The 20581-nt window shown below is 47.7% G+C and carries 18 protein-coding genes; 8 read left to right on the forward strand and 10 right to left on the reverse strand.

All coding sequences use genetic code 11. The features are described 5' to 3' along the window. Positions 1–160: 160 nt before the first annotated feature. The 6 genes from AC58UX_RS16660 to AC58UX_RS16685 form a co-directional block, all read right to left on the reverse strand. Positions 161–577 (reverse strand): PaaI family thioesterase, encoded by a 417-nt coding sequence (locus AC58UX_RS16660; protein ID WP_497254602.1) that lies wholly within the window; start codon positions 575–577, stop codon positions 161–163. Positions 578–629: 52 nt separating this feature from the next. Continuing rightward, positions 630–2300 carry a long-chain-fatty-acid--CoA ligase gene (locus AC58UX_RS16665; protein WP_497254604.1) on the reverse strand — a complete coding sequence of 557 codons (1671 nt, stop codon included), beginning with the start codon at positions 2298–2300 and terminating at the stop codon, positions 630–632. Between the two features lie 36 nt (positions 2301–2336). Further along, on the reverse strand, positions 2337–4109 hold the full coding sequence (locus AC58UX_RS16670) for an acyl-CoA dehydrogenase FadE (protein WP_497254606.1): 1773 nt from the start codon (positions 4107–4109) through the stop codon (positions 2337–2339). A 102-nt stretch (positions 4110–4211) separates the two neighbouring features. Next, positions 4212–5399 carry an acetyl-CoA C-acyltransferase gene (locus tag AC58UX_RS16675; RefSeq protein WP_497254608.1) on the reverse strand — a complete coding sequence of 396 codons (1188 nt, stop codon included), beginning with the start codon at positions 5397–5399 and terminating at the stop codon, positions 4212–4214. A gap of 268 nt (positions 5400–5667) precedes the next feature. Next, entirely contained in the window at positions 5668–8061 is a 2394-nt protein-coding gene (locus AC58UX_RS16680) for a 3-hydroxyacyl-CoA dehydrogenase/enoyl-CoA hydratase family protein (protein ID WP_497254610.1), read from the reverse strand. A gap of 72 nt (positions 8062–8133) precedes the next feature. Further along, entirely contained in the window at positions 8134–10161 is a 2028-nt protein-coding gene (locus tag AC58UX_RS16685) for a (Fe-S)-binding protein (RefSeq protein WP_497254612.1), read from the reverse strand. 274 nt (positions 10162–10435) lie between these two features. Between AC58UX_RS16685 and fadR the strand changes: the two genes are divergently transcribed. From fadR to AC58UX_RS16700, 3 genes are read left to right on the forward strand one after another with little or no spacing between them, the layout of a single operon-like run. Then, positions 10436–11023 carry a fatty acid metabolism transcriptional regulator FadR gene (gene fadR, locus AC58UX_RS16690; protein ID WP_497254614.1) on the forward strand — a complete coding sequence of 196 codons (588 nt, stop codon included), beginning with the start codon at positions 10436–10438 and terminating at the stop codon, positions 11021–11023. Positions 11024–11061: 38 nt separating this feature from the next. Continuing rightward, a complete protein-coding gene (locus AC58UX_RS16695) occupies positions 11062–11826 on the forward strand; it encodes an electron transfer flavoprotein subunit beta/FixA family protein (protein WP_497254616.1) in 765 nt (254 codons plus the stop codon). A gap of 35 nt (positions 11827–11861) precedes the next feature. Further along, positions 11862–12845, forward strand: a complete 984-nt coding sequence (locus AC58UX_RS16700; RefSeq protein WP_497254618.1) for an electron transfer flavoprotein subunit alpha/FixB family protein — start codon at positions 11862–11864, stop codon at positions 12843–12845. 143 nt (positions 12846–12988) lie between these two features. Here the strand turns inward: AC58UX_RS16700 and AC58UX_RS16705 are convergent, their stop codons facing one another. Beyond that, complete coding sequence (locus AC58UX_RS16705) at positions 12989–13558, reverse strand: hypothetical protein (RefSeq protein ID WP_497254620.1); 570 nt, start codon at positions 13556–13558, stop codon at positions 12989–12991. 169 nt (positions 13559–13727) lie between these two features. Here AC58UX_RS16705 and AC58UX_RS16710 point away from each other — a divergent pair, with 169 nt between their 5' ends. Further along, complete coding sequence (locus tag AC58UX_RS16710) at positions 13728–14150, forward strand: ester cyclase (RefSeq protein WP_497254622.1); 423 nt, start codon at positions 13728–13730, stop codon at positions 14148–14150. A gap of 90 nt (positions 14151–14240) precedes the next feature. Here the strand turns inward: AC58UX_RS16710 and AC58UX_RS16715 are convergent, their stop codons facing one another. From AC58UX_RS16715 to AC58UX_RS16725, 3 genes are all read right to left on the reverse strand, one after another. Continuing rightward, positions 14241–15215, reverse strand: coding sequence for an alpha/beta fold hydrolase (locus tag AC58UX_RS16715; RefSeq protein WP_497254624.1), 975 nt, complete (start codon positions 15213–15215; stop codon positions 14241–14243). Positions 15216–15328: 113 nt separating this feature from the next. After that, on the reverse strand, positions 15329–15544 hold the full coding sequence (locus AC58UX_RS16720; RefSeq protein ID WP_497254626.1) for a YezD family protein: 216 nt from the start codon (positions 15542–15544) through the stop codon (positions 15329–15331). 21 nt (positions 15545–15565) lie between these two features. Next, entirely contained in the window at positions 15566–16396 is an 831-nt protein-coding gene (locus AC58UX_RS16725; RefSeq protein WP_497254628.1) for an alpha/beta hydrolase family protein, read from the reverse strand. A gap of 295 nt (positions 16397–16691) precedes the next feature. Here AC58UX_RS16725 and cysT point away from each other — a divergent pair, with 295 nt between their 5' ends. From cysT to AC58UX_RS16745, 4 genes are read left to right on the forward strand one after another with little or no spacing between them, the layout of a single operon-like run. Continuing rightward, positions 16692–17498: a sulfate ABC transporter permease subunit CysT gene (gene cysT, locus AC58UX_RS16730; protein WP_497254630.1), complete on the forward strand. Its 807-nt coding sequence runs from the start codon at positions 16692–16694 to the stop codon at positions 17496–17498. Then, positions 17495–18325, forward strand: a complete 831-nt coding sequence (locus AC58UX_RS16735; RefSeq protein WP_497254632.1) for a sulfate ABC transporter permease — start codon at positions 17495–17497, stop codon at positions 18323–18325. Before cysT ends, AC58UX_RS16735 begins: the two co-directional genes overlap by 4 nt. Then, positions 18315–19400, forward strand: coding sequence for an ABC transporter ATP-binding protein (locus AC58UX_RS16740; protein WP_497254634.1), 1086 nt, complete (start codon positions 18315–18317; stop codon positions 19398–19400). The genes AC58UX_RS16735 and AC58UX_RS16740 overlap by 11 nt, the downstream gene beginning before the upstream one ends. Before the next feature lie 43 nt (positions 19401–19443). Next, positions 19444–20547, forward strand: coding sequence for a sulfate ABC transporter substrate-binding protein (locus AC58UX_RS16745; protein ID WP_497254636.1), 1104 nt, complete (start codon positions 19444–19446; stop codon positions 20545–20547). The last annotated feature ends 34 nt before the right edge of the window (positions 20548–20581 follow it).

Genomic DNA, 20581 nt, shown 5'->3' on the forward strand with positions numbered 1-20581 from the left:
AATGAGTTTGTGTTATATAATATAACACAAACTGCCTATTTATGAAATTTTCATGACGTTTTTCATAATTAATGTTAGATTATATGACACCAAAGAATAAAAAGAACCCTCACAACCACTTTCCTTGTGGTTATGAAGGTCCTCTGAGAAGCCCAGCCGCTTATATCACCCGAAACGATCCTGTCCCCATCGTCCCCAAATTGCCTTCACTGTCCTCAACGCGACCTTGTGCCGTAATCATTTTACGCGATTGATGAACAAGCTCCGCCGTTACCAACAGCCGACCGGCATAGAGAGGAGACACGAAATGCACATTCAGATTGGTCGTCACGACCTTCTCCTCCGGCCTAGCAATCATCGCTATAATCCCCATTGCGGTATCCAGCAAGGAGGAAGTCACACCGCCATGAACCATGCCAATCGGATTCAAATGCTGAGACTTAGCCTCCAGGGCAATCGTGATGACACCGTTCTTAAAATCAACAAATTCACATCCGAGAAAGCCCCAGAAGGTGGATTCCGCTGAGGCAGCGAGCTGTTGCAATTTCCTTATGATACGATCATTTCCATCATCCATTGGACTCCCTCCTTCTCTGTAAGGGCTGCCCTACGCCTGATAGATCAGCTCTTTACTTCTTCACTTCTTCCTCTAGTAATTGACGTCTTAGCACCTTTCCAATCATCGTCTTCGGAAGAGATTGCCTGAATTCAACCTTGCGAGGTACTTTATAAGCGGCTAAGCGCTCTCTACACCAGACATCTAACTCCTTCTCCGTTAGTGTCATACCTTCTTTTAACACGATAAAAGCTTTCACAGTTTCCCCACGATATTCATCAGGAACGCCGGCTACGGCTGCCTCAAGGATTGACGGATGCTCGAACAGAACCTCCTCAATATCCCGAGGATAAATATTAAAGCCGCCAGCAATAATTAGATCCTTCTTGCGGTCCACAATGGAGAAAAAGCCATCCTCATCCATACGTCCCATATCACCTGTGTATAGCCAGCCATCCTTGATCGTCATGGCGGTTTCTTGCTCGCGTTTCCAATAGCCCTTCATAATTTGCGGCCCTTTAATAATGATTTCACCGATTTCACCAACCGGCATTTCCTCGCCTGTGGCAGAATCCACTACTTTTGTAACCGTATCCGGAAAAGGAACGCCGATGGATCCAATTTTACGGAAACCCCAGATCGGATTGGCATGCGTGACCGGAGAAGCTTCTGTCAGTCCATACCCCTCAATTAATCGACCTCCGGTCAAAGCTTCAAATCGCTCTTGAACCTCCAGTGGCAGCGGCGCTGAACCGCTTACACAAACATTGATCGAAGAGATATCAATTTCTTTCACCCGTTTATGATTGATGATTGCAACATACATGGTAGGTGCACCCGGGAAAATCGTAGGCTTTAATTTGTGAATCGAATCCAGAATCATATCAATATCGAACTTGGGAATGAGGATGAGCATCCCGGCTCGATGCATTGCTTGATTCAGCAGAACGGTCAACCCAAAAACATGGAAACAAGGAATGGCACCTAAGAAGCGATCCCCGCCAGGCTGCTCTTGATAGCACCAATGACTCGTCTGATACGTATTGGCAATTAAGTTGCTGTGCGTCAGCATCACACCTTTAGATAGCCCAGTCGTTCCTCCCGTATATTGGAGCAGCGCAATATCCTCATCAGCATTAACGTCTACACAAACAGGCGCAGCAGAAGCTGCTCGCAGTAATTTCTTGAAAGCAAACACGCCATCACCATACGTAACATCCAGCTTGGCGCCATCCCTTTTCATTTTAATTGGATATAACAAATTCTTCGGAAACGGTAAATAATCCTTAATGGAAGTCACGATGACATGGCGGATAAATGTGCGTGATTTCGCCTTTTGTACACGATCAAACAGCAAATCCAACGTCACGATCACCGTGGCTTCTGAATCAGAGAGCTGATGAATCAGCTCCCTCTCTACATACAGTGGATTCGTCATGACGACAATTCCACCCATTAATAACGTGCCAAAATACGCAATGATCGCCGAAGGGCAATTCGGCAGCATTATCGATACCCGTTCCCCTGGACGTACCCCTAGATCTGTCAACACGTGTGCAAATTGATATGATGCCTGAAGCAATTCACGATACGAAAGCTTTTTCCCCAAGAAATACAAGGCAGACCGTTCGGGAAATTGACTTGCTGAATCAACCAACAACCGCGCTAGATTATGTTTCGGGTACTCGTAAGTCGGCGCCACTTCCGCTGGATAATGACGCAGCCAAGGCTTTGTCTCCCTCATACAAAACCATCCCCTTCAGGTTACTCACATCGAGATTCATCCGATGAATTTCTCACCCTGAATTACACGTGCGGCGATGTCGCGCTTCAACCCCACCGTATTGATACTGCTGCGTCTAGAAAGCTTCTTGAGGATAGATAGTTGAGTCCGCAGCACATCTCCTTCTTCCATCGTACTGAGCGCTTCTTTCGCATATGCCTCAATTTTATCAAAAGCTTCATGCACAAATACAGTTGTAACCTGAATGGCGTTTGTCGCCTTCGCTTCTCCTACCTTGTTGACCAGCTTTTGAGTCCGCAGCAGTCCACTTTCCGCAGCGAAGATTTGAATCATAATATCCGCGAGACAGCTCAGAACCTCCTGATTTTTCTCCAGCGCCATGCCGTACTTTTGAACCGCGAGCCCGCCGACCATGAGGAATACTTTTTTCGCCATCTTCACGAGATGAGCTTCTTCCTCCAACGTGCCTTCAAATGTTTGACCTGGCATATAGGAGAGCAATTCACCTTGCAGTTCTTGTGCCTTTTGCAGCAAAGGCAGTTCACCTTTCATTGCTTTCTTCACCAGCGTACCGGGAATAAGCAAACGATTAATTTCATTCGTCCCTTCGAAAATACGATTAATCCGCGAATCGCGATAAATACGCTCTACTTTATACTCTTGGATAAAGCCATAACCGCCGTGAATTTGCAAGCCTTCGTCTGCTACAAAGTCCAAAACCTCAGAGGCAAATACTTTATTAATGGAGCACTCCAATGCATATTCAGAAATCCCTTTGGCAGAAATCTTACCTGCATCTGGACTCGTGTGATCCATATCCTTAAGAATTTGATCAAAAAGGCCCGTCGTCCGGTACACCATACTTTCAAGAATGTACGTTTGAATATTCATTTCTGCCAGTTTTTTACCAATTAGTGGAAACCTTGAAATCGGTGTCTGGAATTGCTGACGGGTATTGGCATATTTCACAGCAAGCTCAATGGTTTCTTTGGAAGCACCTAAGCAGCCGACAGCTAATTTATAACGTCCGATGTTTAAAATGTTAAAAGCAATGAGGTGACCTTTGCCAATTTCCCCGAGCAAATTCTCAACAGGAACTTTCACATCTTCGAAAAAGAGTGGACGTGTGGATGAGCCTTTGATCCCCATCTTTTTCTCTTCTGGTCCCATTGTAAAGCCGGGATCGCCTTTTTCTACGATAAATGCTGTGAAATCCGTGCCATTGATCTTGGCATACACAATGAAGATATCAGCGAAACCCGCATTTGTGATATAAAGTTTGGAGCCGTTTAAAATGTAGTGCTTGCCGTCCTCCGAAAGTCGAGCCGTTGTTTTCGCACCGAGCGCATCAGATCCCGAAGTCGGCTCCGTTAAACAGTAAGCTGCAATCTTAGCCCCAGTCGCTAAGTCAGGTAAGTACTTTTTCTTCTGCTCCTGTGTTCCGAAGAACACAATCGGCAATGTTCCGATACCGACATGCGCGCCAATCGATAAGGCAAAGGAGGAAGCGCGAGCTAAATTTTCGCTGATGATCGTGGAGCTGACTTTATCCAAGCCAAGTCCGCCGTACATTTCAGGGACATCTGCCCCAAGCAACCCAAGGTCACCGGCGCTGCGCATCAATTTGACAGTCAAATCATAATCCAGCTTCTCTAAGTGCTCATCATTCGGCATGACTTCCCCATTCACATAGTCACGCGTTGTTTCAGCAATCATGCGATGCTCTTCCGTGAAATCATCGGGTGTTACGATGGAATGAAAATCAAGATCTGAAATCACAAAGCTTCCGCCAACGACTTTATTCGTCATGAGTCAACTCTCCTTTAAATGTGGATGCATATAATGAAAATGAATGCTTCACGAGATGATTACTAGCGTTTCTGGAGTACTGGAATTCCGAAATTCCGCGCCTTATTCGGCTGCATGCACCTGGAACACACCAGCTGCTCCCATTCCGCCGCCGATACACATCGACACAACACCGTACCCGCCGCCTCGGCGCTGCAGCTCGTAAATTAAGCTCGTCGAGAGCTTCGCGCCTGTGCAGCCGAGCGGATGACCTAGGGCAATCGCCCCGCCGTTTACATTGACTTTCTCTTCATCTATGCCAAGCTCACGCACAATATGAACACATTGAGAAGCGAAGGCTTCGTTGATCTCGAAGAGATCGACTTGTTCTTGCGTAATGCCGGCCATCTTCAGCGCCTTCGGAATCGCTTTGACGGGTCCAACACCCATAATTTCCGGCTCTACGCCGGAAAGCGCAAAGGACAGAAACGTCGCCATCGGCTTCAGCCCGAGCGCTTCCGCGCGCTCTCGGCTCATCAGCACGGCCGCCGCTGCGCCGTCCGACGTCTGTGACGCGTTGCCCGCCGTCACAGAACCCCCCAAGCTGAACGCAGGCTTCAGCTTGGATAAGGTTTCCACGGATGTATCGGGGCGAACGCCCTCATCCGTGGCGAACACATACTCACGAACGTAGGCTTTGCCTCGTTCGTCCACGCCCTTCACGCTCGTGCTCACCGGCACGATCTCGTCGGTGAAGCGGCCCGCTGCGATGGCCGCCGCTGCTTTCTGATGGCTGCGCGTCGCGAAGCCATCCTGCGCTTCGCGCGAGATGCCGAAGCGCGTCGCGACGGCTTCCGCCGTGTGCCCCATGCCCATGTACACCTCGGGCATGGTCTCGACCAGCCGCGGATGCGGCGAGAGCTTGAAGCCCGTCATCGGGACGTGGCTCATGCTCTCAACGCCTCCGGCGATGACCACCTCGGCGTGGCCGAGCATAATGCGCTCCGCCGCATATGCGATGGCTTGCAAGCCGGAGGAACAGAAGCGATTGACCGTGATCGCAGGCACGGTCACGGGAAAGCCCGCATATAGCGCCATCGTGCGGGCGAAGTTCAGCCCTTGCTCGCCTTCGGGCATCGCGCACCCGATGATGATGTCCTCGACATCTCCTTTGTCGAGCCCAGGTACACGCCGTACGGCTTCTTCGAGTACGGCTTTACCAAGATCTTCCGCGCGTGTTTGCGCGAAGCTGCCTTTTTTCGCGCGCCCAACGGCGGTGCGTGTTATGGATACAATGACGGCTTCCTTCATCGAACTCACCTCATTCGAGTAATTGGGTATACATCCCATTCGTTGTTTTTCCACCTGATTGCTGCTAGTTGCGGAACCTGGTTCCGCTATTTCAGCGATTTCACCTGATCCTGCGCAAGTTGCGGAACGTCGTTCCGCTATTTGCCATGAAATCACGGTGAAACCTTTGTTTTTAACAAATTAGCGCCCTCACGTTCCGTAACTCCCCGGTAACCGCCAATTTCACGCAAATAAGGGATCTACGTTCCGCATCTCGGGCTCGAAGCCCCTAGTTCCTCAAAGCCTTCCCCTTCGAGAGCATATACTGCATCCGCTGCTGCGTTTTGACCTCACCGCATAAGCTCAAGAAAGCTTCGCGCTCCAAATCGAGCATATATTGTTCGGTTACCATCGTCCCGGCTGGCACATTACCTCCAGCTAACACATGCGCGAGCTTATTCGCGATCAGTTGGTCATGCGTACTGATATAGCCGCCCTTAAGCATCGAATACGCCCCAACTTGCATAACCGCCTTCCCGTTCTCGCCTACGACACGGATTTTCTCTTGTGCTGGAGGTGTATAGCCTGCTGCATCCATCCGCAGCACAGCTTGCTTCGCTTCATATATCCGATGGTCCGGATTCACAACAACCGAATCCTGAGCTCGCATAAAGCCAAGACGTTTCGTATCGTGACCGCTTGTAGACACTTTAGCCATCGCGACCGTCTCGAATACCGCATTGATCCACGGCTGCAGATCAACTTCCGGGTCTTTCACTTGCTGACTTGCCAGCAGCGCAAACTCCTTGCAGCCACCTCCCGCAGGGATGAGGCCTACTCCCGTCTCAACGAGTCCGTAATACGTCTCTGCCGAAAAAATCGTTTGATCCGCCGGCATACAAGCTTCTACACCACCGCCGAGCGTCATCTTATGAGGAGCCGCAACGACGGGTTTATCTAGTCTTTTCAGCTTCAGCATTGCGTTCTGGAACAATCGAATGATGCCGTCAACTTCATCCCATTCGCCGTCCTGTGCTTCCATTAAGAGCAGCATGAGATTGGCGCCGACGCAAAAGTTTTTCCCTTCATTGGCGACGACTAGCCCGCGATAGTTAGCGCGAACTTCATCGACGCTTTGCTGTATCATCGTCAGGATATCCGCACCGATTGCATTGTTTGGTGAATTAAACTCTAAGCATGCAACTCCGTCACCGATATCGATTAAGTTCGCACCGCTGTTGGAGCGGATGATTTTGTTTTGCTGTTTGAGCGCAGCCAATGAGATGATCTCGGGTCTGGATTCTACCTCACGTAGCTCCTGGTTCAAAATAGCAAAGGTTCTACCCTCTTTTCGCTCATAGAAGCTGTCATGACCAGCTGCAATCCAATCTTTTACCCATGTAGGTACCGTGCTGCCTTCTGCCTCCATACGTTCTACGGAACGTTTTAGACCAATCGCATCCCACGTCTCAAAAGGTCCTAACTCCCAATTAAAGCCCCACTTAAGCGCATTATCGATATCCACGATGTTGTCTGCAATTTCGTCCCGCTTCTCAGCCGCATACAGCAGAACGGGTTTCAAAATGTTCCACGCCAGCTCAGAATACCGATCCTTTGCACCCAACAAGGCTTTGATCTTTGCAACTGTCCCCTTCGCTTGCTTCGAGGCTTCCAAGGAGGCTGAGCTAACTTTGCGACTAGCTGCATACGCCATCGTCTCTAAATTCAATGCCTGAATTTCCTTGCCTTCGGCCGATTTCACTTTCTTATAAAAGCCTTGACCCTGCTTCTCGCCGATCCAACCTTTAGCTACCATCTCTTTCAAAATGGCCGGCGTATCGAAAACATCCTTTTCAACCGGATCCGTCACAAGATCAAACACATTGTTCGCCACATGGACGAATGTATCGAGACCCACGAGATCCAGCGTGCGGAAGGTCGCACTCTTCGGCCGCCCCATGGCAGGCCCTGTGACCGCATCTACCTCTTCAACCGTATACCCTTTTGCCAGCATTTCTCTCAATGTAATAAGAAGCCCATAAGTGCCAATTCGATTGCTAATAAAATTAGGAGTATCTTTGGCTTGCACGACGCCTTTTCCAAGCTTTTTCTCACAAAAATCAGTCATAAAGGCAACGATTGCAGGATTCGTCTGCTCGTTCGGAATGATTTCCAACAATTTCATATAGCGCGGAGGATTAAAGAAATGCGTTCCTAAGAAATGTTTCTTGAAATCCGCCCCAGCATTCTCCACCATGGCATTAATGGAAATCCCTGACGTATTCGAAGATACGATCGTACCGGGCTTCCACACCTGTTCGATCCGCGCGATAAGCGCTTGTTTAGCCTGCAAATTTTCGATAATGACTTCGACAATCCAATCCACTTGGCTCAGCTTCGCCCAATCGTCCTCGATGTTCCCAGGTGTAATCCGTGAGGCAAAAGCTTCGCTATATAAGGGTGCAGGGTTTGTTTTCACAAGCTTTTCCATGGCCCCCACTGCGAATCGATTACGTACTTTAGGATGATCGAGCGTGAGTCCAGCCGCTTCCTCTTGTGGCGTTAACTGCTCTGGTACACGATCAAGCAGCAAAACAGGAATACCTACGTTGGCTAAATGTGCAGCAATACCGGAACCCATTACTCCTGAGCCGATTACCGCTGCCGTACGAATCGTTGTCATGAGATCATCTCCTAAAAGTTTTTCGATAGAAAAACTAACTTCGTAAGCATCACTTAAAGTTTTCGAGTGAAACTAGCCAAATACCGATTGCGCAAGAATTTCAGCGATATCACGTGCTTTTACCCCAGCGTCAACTTCCTTCAACTTGGTGCCATCTTCAACCATCGTTAAACAATAGGGACACGCCGAGGAGATCACGGTTGGCTTCACACTCAAAAGCTGCTCTGTACGCGCCACATTCACGCGAGTTCCCACCGTTTCCTCCATCCACATCATGCCGCCGCCTGCGCCACAGCACATGCTGTTCTCACGAGATCTCGCTTGTTCCACAAGTTCCACGCCAGGAATCGCACGCAATACATTTCGGGGCTCCTCGTACACCTCGTTATAACGACCTAAATAGCAGGAATCGTGGTACGTGATGCGCTCGTGAACTTCATGTAGCGGAGTCAAACGCCCTTCTTTTACCCACAGGTCCAACAATTCCGTATGGTGAAAAACCTGAGCCGTTAAGCCAAATTCAGGATACTCATTTTTGAACGTATGGTACGTGTGCGGGCAGGTCGTGACGATCTTTGTGACTTTGTACTTTTGAAAAGTAGCGATATTGTCCGCACATAGCTGCTGGAACAGGAATTCATTCCCCATGCGACGCGGTGTATCGCCGGAATTTTTCTCCTCATTTCCTAATATGGCAAAAGAAATACCAGCCTCCTTCATTAATTTCACAAATGCATGTGTAATTTTGCGACTGCGATTATCATAGGCACCCATGGAGCCTAAGAAGAACAGATACTCGAAAGTAGGATTCTCCTTAACCGTTCGCACGCCAAGCGCATCCTCTGGGTCAACCTCTTTGACCCATTTCACTCGATCATTGCGGGAAATCCCCCAAGGATTCCCTTGTCTTTCGATGTTTTGCAGCGCGCGTTGCCCATCATGCGGCATACTGCCTTGCGTCAGCACCAAGTGCCTGCGCATATCAATGATTTTGTCCACATGCTCGTTCGCTACTGGACATTGATCCTCGCAATTGCGGCAGGTTGTGCAAGCCCACAGCTCTTCCTCGGTGATGACTCCGCCGATCAAATCAACTTCTAGCGGGTTCCCTTGCGATTCTGGAGCGAACACCACAGCTGGTACCCACGGGGACTTCGAGGTAATGGCCGCACCTTTCTCCGTTAAATGATCACGCAGCTTCGTAATGAGATGCATCGGGGACAGCAGCTTGCCTGTCGTATTTGCGGGACATACGCTCGTACAGCGTCCACATTCTACACATGAGTAGAAATCCAGCATCTGCTTTTGCGTAAAATCCTCAATCTTCCCGACGCCGAATTCTTCCGCATCTTCATCTTCCAAGTTCAATGATGCCAGCTTGCCTGTCGGCTCCGTCCGTCGCAGCAAAATGTTGATCGGAGCGGTAATGATGTGAAAATGCTTGGACTGCGGCACATAAATGAGGAAAGCCAGCAAAATCAGCAGATGCATCCACCATCCTGCATAGAAGCCCACCGTTGCCGCTGATGTCGACATGCCATCGAACATCGCCGCCCATGCCGATGTCAGCGGGGCGAAGCCTGAAGCCGGGAGACCTTCACGAACCCGTTCAAAACCACCGCTTATTACAACGGACAACATCAGGAACATGATAAAAAACACAACGATACTTGGCTTCCAGCCCCGTTTGAGGCGTTTAAGCTTTTCGATGTAGCGGCGATAGGTCGCATATCCCATGGCCAACACGATCAACCCGACCGTCACTTCCTGCATAAGGGTGAAATACGCATAACCAGGAATCGGTAACCCTCGGTCAATTAATCCTTTTAAAATAAGGTCCAAGGCGCCTAGCTGTAAAATTATGAAGCCATAAAAGATCACGATATGCATAATGCCGCTCTTTTTATCCTTCAATAACTTCGTCTGGCCAAACACTTGAACCGCAAACTCCTTGAGCCTTAAGCTCGCTTCCTTCTTCAGATTCACCGATTTCCCCAATTGGATATATAAATATCGGTGATACACAACCCTACCGAACCCGTAGAGCGCCAAACCCGTAACCGCTAGAAAAAGGAGAAACTGAATCAGTGCACCGGTCATGGAGGACCCTCCTTTTATGAATTTGTTTTTCACTTTTCATTTTAATTGTTAGCGCTTACATACAGTAATCGCAAAAAAGCAAATTTCATTAGTCCCTTTTTAAACAAGAGTAGAAACGTGCTTCATTGTGAAGAGTAAGCCGACAAACCTCCCTACTTGCTCTATAAGCGGAATAAGTCGTTGACAAGGCGTACTGCGTATTTTATGATGAAATTACGAAAATGAATGAGTATTCATTCACCGATATCTGTATTCTAACACCGAGGTGATCTCCTTGACAAGTAGCAAAAAACCAGACAAGTATTACGCAATTCTCGAAGGTGCTATGAAGGTATTTGCGGAAAATGGGTTTCATAAATCGCAAGTTTCCCGTATTGCCAAAGAAGCTGGCGTTGCAGACGGCACCATTTATCTTTACTTCAAGAAGAAGGAGGATATTTTAACTTGTCTTTTTCAAGAGAAATTAGGCGAGCTGGTTGACAAGTTCAATCAGGCTGTCCGCGAGAGCACAAGCCCAAAAGAGGCGCTGCGCAAAATCTGTGAAATTCATTTTACCGAGCTCGAAAATAATATCCACATGGCGTACCTTACGCAAATTGAGCTTCGTCAAAGTGATTTGGAGCTCCGCAAAGAGATTGGTCTTGCTCTTAAGAGATATATTATCCTCATTGAAAATATATTAGAAAAAGGAAAGAATGACGGCAGCTTTCGTTCCGATCTGGATGTAAAGCTGGTGCGACTTTTGATTTTTGGCGGTATGGATGAGGTCGTTACTTCATGGCTGATTTCCGGCCAGAAATATTCGTTAACTGCTCAGGTTGGCCCTACGCTTGATTTTTTCATCAAAGGAATTGAGTCATAAGGTTTCTATTCCATTTATATTCAGGAGGGAGCTTGGCTATGGACATTTTTGTATTATTGAAGCAAACGTTTGATACAGAGGAGAAAATCGTCTTGCAAAATGGCGTTGTTCAAGAGGATGGCGCGAAGTTCGTGATCAATCCGTACGACGAATATGCGGTTGAGCAAGCGATTCAGCTGCGCGATGAGCATGGCGGCAAAGTGACGCTTCTCTCTATCGGTCCTGACCGCACGGCGGAAGCACTTCGGACTGCGCTTGCTATGGGGGCGGATGAAGCTGTTTTGATTACGGATGACCGGATTTTAGGGGATGAGTACGAAATTGCTGAAATTTTAGCGGCCTATTTGCGAGATCAATCGGTTGACCTCTTACTTGGCGGTAACTTCTCCGTGGATAATGGTGCAGGTCAAGTTGCGATTCGTTTGGCCGCGTTGCTGGGCTTGCCTCATGTTGCTTCTATTACAAAGCTGGAAATCTCGGGTGACCGTGCCGAAGTTCATCGCGATGCTGAAGGTGATATTGAGGTAATCGAGGTGCCTCTCCCTGCTCTTTTCACCGCACAACAAGGCTTAAATGAACCTAGATATCCATCGCTCCCTGGCATTATGAAAGCAAAGAAGAAACCTTTCCAACACTTGTCGTTAGATGATATTCCGGGTGCAGATGCTATTCTTGCCAAAACCACTCGCACGGCTCTAACTTTGCCGCCAGAACGCCAAGCCGGCCGCATTCTCAAAGGCGAGCTTAGCAACCAAGTAACCGAACTCGTTCAAGCACTGCGTAATGAATCCAAAGTGATCTAACTTTACCCCACAACGTGATTAGGGAGGCAATAACGATGGCTAAACAATTTCTTGTAGTTGCAGAAGCTCGCAGTGGCAAGCTTCGTCAAGTATCCTTTGAAGCATTACGTTCAGCGCAGCTTTCTGCTGGAGATGGAGATACGATTCATGCCGTCTTGATCGGCGGTGTTGGCACGAAAGAGTTGGCTGGCGAGCTAGCCGCATATGGCGCAGAAAGCATCTACGTTGTTGAAGATGCTCAGCTTGAGAGCTACAGCTCAGAGGCTTATCTGAGTGCATTGCTAGCAGTGACGGCTGTCGCGGGACCTAACGCGGTTTATTTCGGCCACACGGCAATGGGCCGAGATCTAGCCCCATTGGCTGCGGCTTCGCTCTCCGCAGGTCAAATATCCGACGTTACCGCCATTGAACGCAGCGGCGATAACGTTTTGTTTACGCGACCGCTCTACGCTGGCAAAGCGGTCGAGAAGAAAGCGTTTACCGACCCTGCCGCGCCTTGGGTCGTCACGGTAAGACCGAACAACATCGCGGCGCTCGCGCCTGACGCTTCGCGTCAAGCTGCGATCATCGATGTTGCTTATCCCGCTCCCTCCCTGCGCAGCATCATCCGGGAGGTCGTGAAAAAAACGTCCGGCGCCATCGACTTGGCTGAAGCCAAGATCGTCGTCTCCGGCGGACGGGGCGTGCGCAGCGCCGATGGGTTCCAGCCGCTCGAAGAGCTGGCTGCCGTGTTAGGCGGCGCTGTTGGGGCTTCCCGCGGAGCGTGCGACGCGGGGTACTGCGAATACGCGATGCAGATCGGCCAGACCGGCAAGGTGGTGACGCCGGAAATTTACATCGCGTGCGGCATTAGCGGCGCCATTCAACATTTGGCGGGGATGAGCTCTTCGCGCGTCATCATCGCTATCAACAAGGATGCGGAGGCGCCGATCTTTAAAGTTGCCGACTATGGCATTGTCGGCGATCTGTTCGAGGTCGTGCCGCTGCTGACCGCGGAGTTTAAGAAGCTGCTGGCGTAGGGTCATATTTAATGTAAAGGAGCTTAGCGCTTATATGCGTTAAGCTCCTTCGTTTTAGTGCGCTAGAGCAGCGTACGCGTCGACAGGCGCATGCTTGCGCACATAAATTGTGCGCTAGAGTAGCGTCTCGTCCCACTCAATGATTACTTCCTCCATTTTCGTCGAACCAAGAAAATTACCACTCCAACAGCAGCAATCCCAACAACAGCAACCCAAATATACGGATCTCTCTTCATCAGTTCTCCTTCGAGATTCACTTTTTTGGTTGGGATTTTCCCCTCCCCTAATACAGCTAGGTCCTCCTGCGCTTGGTCTAAAGCAACCGTCCGATCGCAAATGATCGTGACCAGAAGCTCTTTGTCCCCATACATGGTAGATAGTTGAGCATAAACCAAGTATTCTTTGCCTTTTTGAAAATCAATCCCACAATCCCCGCCACCACTTCCTGTATGAATAATGAATTGTGATTCATCGCCACCTTTCCATATACGGCTTACTTCGAACAGCGCAGCTTTCGTCATACTTCCGTATAAATTTCTTTGCTCTTTTACGTCAAGGAGACGACCAGCAAAAACGGCTTCCGACCGTTTAAATTGTGCCTCAACAGCTTGAGGAGCTGCACAAGAACAAGCATAGGCTGTCGAAGACTTGAAGATCGTCACAAAGCTTAATGTTAGAACCGTCATCAGCATCAAACTTATTACTCTTTTCACCCTATCTCCCCCCTTCTAACTCCGCTAACATAACAACTCACACAAATCTTAAACGTTCCCGAGTTACCAAATGTTTCAAGGTTTAATATGTACCGCTTGAACTTTTCCCTACTATCCCCTATACTTTTTCTACTCATATCCCATTCTTTCCTAAGAAGGAGCAGCCCAGATGCCATTATCACCAACAGAAATCGTTCAACAGTTCTTCCAACTCGTTCGTTCTGGTCAGCAGCCCGATGCGGCCCATGACTATATGGCAGATCAGGTTCTAGCTCATCAAATGACGGCAGAAAATGAAACCACCGTTCACCGCACGCCAGCAAACTACGCCGATCATGTGCGAGAGATGATCGCCTCTTACGGCGCATTTCAAGTAGAAGTGCAGGAGATCATCGCTCAAGAAGACCGCGTTTATGTTCGCTGGAAGCAGACCGGCACGCATATCGGGGAAGTCGATGGCTACCCGCCAACAGGCAAAACGATAATTGAAATCGCAAGCGCCGTTTATCGTGTAGAGCATGAACATATCGTCGAATACTGGATTCAAATCGATCGCGAAGGCATTCGTGCGCAGCTTGAACGAAACGCTTAGGTTTTGCCAAAACACCAAAAGAGCTGCTCCAAACCAGCATCACAGCCAGCAGGAACAGCTCTCTTCGCTCTTCGTTCTTCTCTCTACTTCCTACACTCTACTCCCCAAAATCCAACTATCTAACCTCGCCACAATATCCCCCATAACCTCATCCCGGTTAATTTCGTTCAACATCTCATGCCTGCCACCAGGATAAAGCTTGTAGCTAATGTCCTGAATGCCTAACTGCTCATAGGTTTTAATTAGCCTGCGTACACCCTTGCCTTGTCCACCCACGGGATCATCTTCGCCCGAGAAAATATAGATCGGAACATCCCTTCGAATGCGACCCAGATGTTGAGGTTGATGAATTTCCTTCAGTCCCCTGAAGAAATCTCTAAAGTACCCTGATGTAAAAACCCTCCCGCAATAGGGATCATTTATATATGCATCCACTTCACGTTCGTCTCGACTCAACCAGTCAAATGGCGTACGATTGGGTTTAAATTTCGTGTTAAAGCTACCAAAAGAGAGCGCAGTCAGCAGCAAGCTCCGGAAATGATCGCCACGCAAAGCGGCTTCCATGCTCGCAATGGCGATCCCCGCGTTTAACATTGCTCCTTCTTTGCCATTGGAGCCTGACAACATAATCCCCTGAACATCCTCAGGATATTGCCCAATATGAGAAACCATATAGTACTGCGTTAAAAAGGATCCCATACTATGCCCCAGCACAAATAGCGGCAGGCGATCCTGCCTGTTATCCACATCTTCAAATCGCTTACGTATCTGCAACGTAGTCTGCCCCATCGCAGCAGCCATGGCGTGAAAGCTATTCTTGCCAAACTTGCCCAGAGCTTCCAAGGATCCTGCAGTTTGGCCATGTCCCAGATGATCATTGGCATAGACGGCGTATCCATTCTTCGTTAATTCAACCGCCAAACGCTCATATCTGGCAGCCGTTTCTGCCATTCCGTGAGCAATTTGCACGATCCCTTTCACTTTCACGTCTTCCGAAGGAAGCCACTCGTATACATAGTGATGGATTCCCTGCGCATCATCCCAAATAAAGTGCCCTTTACGCATAAGACTCTCCTTCCAAACTCCGTATGTATTCTTCTTTAGTATACGTCTTCTGTCGTATGAAAACAGCCCCCATTCCAAAGGAATGAGGGCCAGGTATAAGTGCTATTGCTAGGTTATGCTTTACTTTTTGATTTCGATGATTTCACAGCTTGTAACGTAGCTTGCGCTTGCGGGGCAGCAGCCGTCTCGAATCGTCTTCTTTCTGTCTTATCAATCTGTGTAATCTTGCCATCGTGAACAACGATTTGCACAGATCCATATTCTAATCCATCTAAAATTTGCCTAATACGCTCTACCCATATCTCATCTAGCTCCAGTGGTTTTGCCATCGTCATGCCTCCTAGTCCAAATTAAATTGTCCAATCGTTCCACTCTTTGTTACGTTTATACGTATAGTTCAGCCAATCCCCTGTTTTCTGCAGCAATTCTGTCGTTGATGGCGTCGTCGAGTACGTATGGTTAGCCTGAAAAATCAGTTCCAGGTCACATTGACCTTCTTTTCGAAGCCAAAACATCTTCTGATATAATGGCGCATAATCAACTGGAATGAGTTCGTCAGCGGTACCATGAACGACAAGTACATCGCCAGTAAATTTACGTAATTGCTCAAACGGTTGATGCTGAGATAAAGAATCGAAGAATCGACTTGTCAGTTGATAGCCATGATGATCGATGGAGCCACCCTGAGGCAGCTTCTCATATTCGTTTTTGCCGACAATTCGTACAATATCATTGTGTGGATGTGCTACAGCTGACCATAATACGAGTGTTTTCACACGATGATCTTTGGCTGCAGTTAAGACTGCCGCGGCTCCGCCTAAGCTATGTCCCAATAGAATCACTCTGCTCAGATCCACACAATCAATGGAAACCCCATAATCAATGACTCGGCGAGTCTGTTCGATGAGAGCATCTAGCCCGCCAGCACCATAATCTCCTGTACTTTCACCGCAGCCGCCATAGTCAAAACGAAGTACAAAATAACCTTGCGCACTGAAAGAACGAGCTGCCTTTACAAAAAGCCGGTCAACCCCGATTCGACTCCCAATAAACCCATGACAAATGATGATTAAGGGCCAACGCTGACAATCGGCTTGAACCGCAGAGGTTTGCTGTGTAGGGTAGTGTAACGTTGCGGCTAATTCGACATTGTCGCTTTGAATCGTGATGGCATGCTCCATGATGGTAACTCCCTTTCATTACTCATATTATTCTTATGTTTTTACTCGGAATTAGAATTTAAATCCATATTATCATGGCAACTGAAAGGTGTCAATGTCCCTTTTACTTAAATTTTCCATTGATCTGGATCGTTTATATCGTCCATTTCGTTTCTTCTACTATATGCAAAAAGAAATACCTTACACACCGCATTTTTTGCTAAATTGCTTATTGACAGATTAATCCTGTCGCTGTTATAGTCATTTTAATTAAACCAAGTAAGTTGGTATGCTTTATGAGAATAGGTGGTGTTCCATGCGGAATAAGGTTTTCAAAGCGACGGTTCGATCCGTGCTTATAGGCTACTTAATAGTGTTTCTTCTTATCCCAATAGCCTCCATTTATGTCAAAGGATTTTCATTAGGCTGGGAGCCATTTTGGAAAGAAGTCACAGGACCTTTAGCATGGAAGTCAATTTTATTGACAGTAAAACTCAGTGTTATCGCTACGGTGATTCAAGCAGTGGTAGGAACGATCATCGCATATGTCCTTGTCCGCTATCGGTTTCGAGGACAGAGCATTCTGAACAGCATGGTAGATCTCCCCTTCTCACTTCCCACCTCCGTCGCAGGCTTAATGTTTCTGACCCTATTAGGACCACAAAGTCCACTAGGCGCTTGGCTTGACTCTGTTGGCATTAAACTTCTGTACAATCAAACAGCCATTGTAATCGGACTCGTCTTCGTCACTTTTCCATTCGTCGTACGAACAGTTCAACCACTTCTAGAGCAGATCGATCCCGCAGAAGAGCAAGCAAGCTTTACGCTAGGAGCGAATCGGTTTTATACGTTTTATCGCATCGTGTTGCCCGCACTTTTACCAGGCACGATTGCCGGCAGCATGCTCGCTTTCTCCCGTTCACTCGCAGAATTTGGTGCTATCGCCTTGATCTCCGGTAATTTACCAGGGAAAACAATGGTAGCCTCAGTCTATATATATGGTGAAACGCAGAACTATAATCCCGAAGGTGCAGCTGCTATCTCCTTGGTTCTCCTGACACTCTCCGTCCTGATACTATGGTTCATCCATGTATGGACTCGAGGAAAGGGGCGACTAGCATGAGAAGATTATTGATCGGTATTTCATTTTTGGTTATATTCCTACTAATTGCATTGCCTTTCTTAGGAATAACATTCGGAGCGTTTGAAGAAGGTCCTAGCGCTTTTCTAGATGCGCTTGTTCGTCCTGAAGCTCTTCACGCGATGAAAATCTCGTTGATTATTGTCTCCATCGTTACAGTACTTAATGCCATTATTGGAATTTATATTTCTTTAGAAATTGTAAGGGGCTCTTGGATTTCACGTTGGTTGAAGCCTATCATTAACGCTTTGATTGATCTTCCTTTTGCTGTATCACCGATCATCGTGGGTTTAATGGTTATCTTGCTTTTCGGTCCAAACACGGCACTAGGCGCTTTCCTAGAAGATCATAATATGAAAATTGTGTATGCAATTCCCGGTATGGTCATTGCGACGATGTTCATCACTTTCCCGCTCATGGTTCGTGAAGTTGTCCCATTGCTGGAGGAGATTGGAACACAATCCGAAGAAGCATCCGCAACTTTAGGCGCAGGACCTTGGCGTACGTTCTTCCAAGTGACATGGCCGAGTATTCGTTGGGGCGTTGTGTATGGATTAATTTTGACGATCGCTCGGTCACTCGGTGAATTCGGTTCTATTTTAGTCGTTTCTGGCAACATCATTAATCAAACACAAACAGCTACGACACTCGTCTATCAAGACGCAGAACAATTCCAGCTCGTAGCTGCCAATAGCGTAGCTTTCGTATTAGGTCTTGTATCCATCACGATTTTATTATCACTAGAATGGTTGAAACGCAGAAGTGAAGCAACAAGAAACCATGGAGGAGGATCCCCGCATGCTCATTGAAGTCACCAATCTAAATAAACATTACGGCGATTTTCATGCGATCAAAGATGTGAATTTTAAAGTAAAAGAAGGGCACCTAGTCGGATTGATTGGACCGAGCGGTGGTGGCAAAACCTCCATCCTCCGGATGCTTTCTGGTCTCGAAGCGCCGACTGGCGGCGACATTTTTTTCGATGGCAAGCTCGCCACACACCTCCCTGTACAAGAAAGAGGCATAGGGTTCGTTTTTCAAAGCTATGCCCTCTTCAAGCATATGACGGTGTTTGACAATGTCGCTTACGGGTTGAAGGTGCTTAAAAAATCGAAGGCGGAGATTCAGGATCGCGTTGCTTATCTAGTGAACTTAATGGGGCTCGCCGGCCATGAGCGGAAATATCCGCACCAGTTGTCAGGCGGACAACGTCAGCGGGTTGCCTTTGCTAGAGCTTTAGCGCCTGAACCGCGGCTGCTTCTACTTGATGAGCCATTCGCCGCGATCGATGCCAAAATTCGGAAAGAGCTTCGCGTTTGGCTGCGAAATCTGATCAATGAATTCAAAGTAACGACACTATTCGTTACCCACGATCAGGATGAGGCGATCGAGGTGGCCGATGAGATTATTTTGGTCCAAGGCGGGAAAATCGAACAGCAAGGCAGCCCTTGGGAAATTTACACGAAGCCTGCTTCCTCATTCGCAGCATCGTTCATTGGAGAATCGAACATTCTTCCTTCCTATTCACCACTAGTCGGATTCCCTACACTCGAAGATCTTCATCAAGATGGAAAATGGCTTCCAAATGTGAATGTGCTCATACGGCCTGAGAATATCGAAGTTCGACCGCACAACGTCAGTCACCTAGCGACAGCTGGTGAAAAAGGTAAAGTCACACATGTGCATTTCCGCGGAGATTCCTGGTATCTCGAAATGGAAACTGATAAATTCAAGCTTTTCGCCTATCAGCCAGTAAAAGAACGCATTTATCAAGTTGGCGATGAAGTGAACATCCTGATTCACCAAATATCTGTCTTCACCCCAGAAGGAACAACCTGGATTGATAATCAGGCAAAACAAGATCCACAGCCTGTCTTCATATGATTTTTGAAAAATAAGCTTTCATAAAGAAGGGGAGTTGTTAACCATGAAAAAATTCAAATCGCTTGGCCTCGTTACTGCAGCTTTATTCACAGCAAGTATTACCCTTACAGCTTGCGGATCCGGCACAACAAAAACAGCTAGCACAAGTGCGCCAACTGCGGCAGCGGCTGCAACTGCAAGCGCTGCGCCGAAGGCTGATGGAGGAAAAGTGACGATTACGATCGGCGCATACTCCATTTTGAAGGATTCCTTTGAAGTCATTTTGCCTAAATTTAAAGAAGATTATAAAAAGAAAACAGGTACAACGGTTGAATTCCAAGAATCCTATGTGGCTTCCGGTTCCCAAGCGACTGCCATCATTCAAGGCTTTGAAGCCGACATCGCGCCTCTCTCTCTTGAAGGCGATATCCAAAAGATCGTTGAAAAAGGCTTAATCACTCATGACTGGAAAAATAACAAGTTCAAAGGCTTCGTAACAACTTCAATTGCAGCGATTGGTGTACGTGAAGGTAACCCGAAAGGCATTAAAGACTGGTCGGATTTGACTAAACCAGGCGTAGAAGTCTTGATCCCGAATCCAAGCACATCTGGCGGCGCGAAATGGGACATTAACGCAGTTTATGGTGCTGGTCTCAAAATTTCCGAAGCAGCTGGCAAACAAGATCCCGCTGTTGCCAAAGATCTCGTAGCTAAAATCTACAAAAACATTAAAGTTCTCGATAAGAGCGGCGCTGACTCCCTCGCAACCTTCGACAAAGGTGTAGGCGATGCGATCATCACTTACGAGAATGAGCTAATAGCTCGTGTTCAATCTGGTAAGAAATATGTGGAAGTCATTCCACAATACACAACATCCATTGAGAACCCAGTTGCCATCATTGATAAATACGTTGATAAACACGGTAATCGTCAAGCTGTTCAAGCTTTCTATGACTATTTATTCTCTGCTGATGCTCAGAAAGTGTTCGCTGACAAAGGCTTCCGCTCTGTGCTTCCAGAAGTGGCAAAACAATATGAGAAAAACTACACAACGCCTGCTGGTCTTTTCAACATCGAATACCTTGGCGGTTGGGATAAAGTAAATAAAGATCTTTACGGTAAAGGCGCTATTTGGGAAACGATTCTTGCCGAAGGCGGAGCGAAGTAATTCAGAAACAGATGAAACCCCAGAGCACTTATGC

This window comes from Paenibacillus sp. J22P90, assembly GCF_059692195.1.